At 48.9% G+C, this 1,515-nt stretch carries 1 protein-coding gene; it reads right to left on the bottom strand.

Annotated elements, in window-relative coordinates; translation table 11 throughout:
• Positions 1-1,258, bottom strand: a 1,258-nt coding sequence (locus tag H6A20_RS13015) for a hypothetical protein (protein ID WP_204907525.1), incomplete at its 3' end; no start/stop codon positions are given.
• Between the last annotated feature and the right edge of the window lie 257 nt (positions 1,259-1,515).

Genomic DNA, 1,515 nt, shown 5'->3' with positions numbered 1-1,515 from the left:
TATCCTCACCAGGTTTTGTTCCAGGATCAGTGCCCGGATCGGTAGAAGTCCCGGACGGGGATACTTTGATCACATCATTGGTGCAGTAGTAGCTATACATGCCGGTCTTCTCAATGACTGTCTTATATCCCTCCGGATAGCCTTCCTGATCCGTGGTAAGATTTCTCATACCCTCAACAGGAGCTGCAATTACAGCTTCTTTTTTATCGCCCCAATGATCCACAATCTCCATCTTGTCGGTAAGTCCCTTGTAAACGGAATACCAATATGTTCCTACTCCGCCTTCAGGAGGATATTCAATCTTATCCGGACCCCAATAGAAGGTTTCGCCGTCTTTTTGAAGTAAGGTCATGTTCATTGTATTTGAAATTTTTGCGTCAACGGTTTTTCCCTCGGGGTCCTTAGTATAGCCCTCGGGCCATGCTACGCCGGCGGTTTGGCTGACAGCTACCGCGAGATATTCATTTCCACTGGCAAGTCCGTCAACCTTTACAAGCTCAAACACATCAGTTTGACCCTCTGAATACTCATTAGCCTCGAAGAAGTAAATGCCGTAGAGTTTGCCGTCATTGTCCTTTGTGGCAAGCTGCCATGTTCTGTTAGCATAACTTTCTTCATCTTCATAAATAACAGTTGCACCCACTGCATATTCGCCTTCCACGCCGGAGTCAGGGGTCATGGTAAGGGCTGCTTCCAGATTGCCTTGGAAGGGAAGGGTTGAGGAGGTAGTAGATACAAAGGCCGCAGAATAAGTGTTTTCACCTGCGCTCTTATACGCTGTCACAGAAGCGTTTGAGCCGACCTTGAGCAGACCCTGTGTTCCCTCAGCCATAAAGCGGATCGCCGCAGTCTGAGATGTTTTGTTTTCATTGATGGTCAGGGAGCCGTCTCCGGTAATTTCCAGATTGCCGCCCCAGCCGAAGCCGTATACAACCAGTTCGGAGATATGGTTGTCTCCCACCAGATTAAGCTTCAGATCATCGCCCATCTCGTTGGCGACAAGGATATTGGTCGGGTTGTTGTAGTTGGTCAGAGTAACGGTGTTGCTCGCCTTATCATAAACAGCACCTGATACATCGTCAATCTGGCCGCTGTTGGCAAAGAGCGTCTGATACCCATCCTCCGAATTACCGAGCCTGAGGTATGCATAACTGTAGTCCCCGGACGAGGGGCCGTTCTCCGCAAATGCCGGCACAGCCATTCCAACAGCCATACAAAGCGTCAGCAGTCCTGCAAGAAGTTTGCGCTTTAGTTTCATGATTGATTTTTCTCCTTTCAAGATAACATTTATGTGAATATACAGGTTTGATCATTCTTTTTGGTGTGTCACCGCCTTTTTCTCTGTGTTCTATGCCATCCGTTCCCCGGCGCGCCGGTTCAGGCAGCCAGGGCGGAACGAATAACCTTCTTTAAGCCTTATTTCCCGGCCGCTGTTTTTTTCCGTTTGTAGAACAGCATCCCCAGCAATCCGCCGCAGGAAACCATCATCAGGCTGATCCACAGCGCCATATTGCT

Origin of the sequence: Mordavella massiliensis (assembly GCF_016901695.1) — a bacterium.
In the GTDB taxonomy this organism is placed as follows: domain Bacteria; phylum Bacillota; class Clostridia; order Lachnospirales; family Lachnospiraceae; genus Claveliimonas; species Claveliimonas massiliensis_A.
Note: the sequence above shows the minus strand (reverse complement) of the source record. Positions and strands in the feature narration are given on the sequence as shown.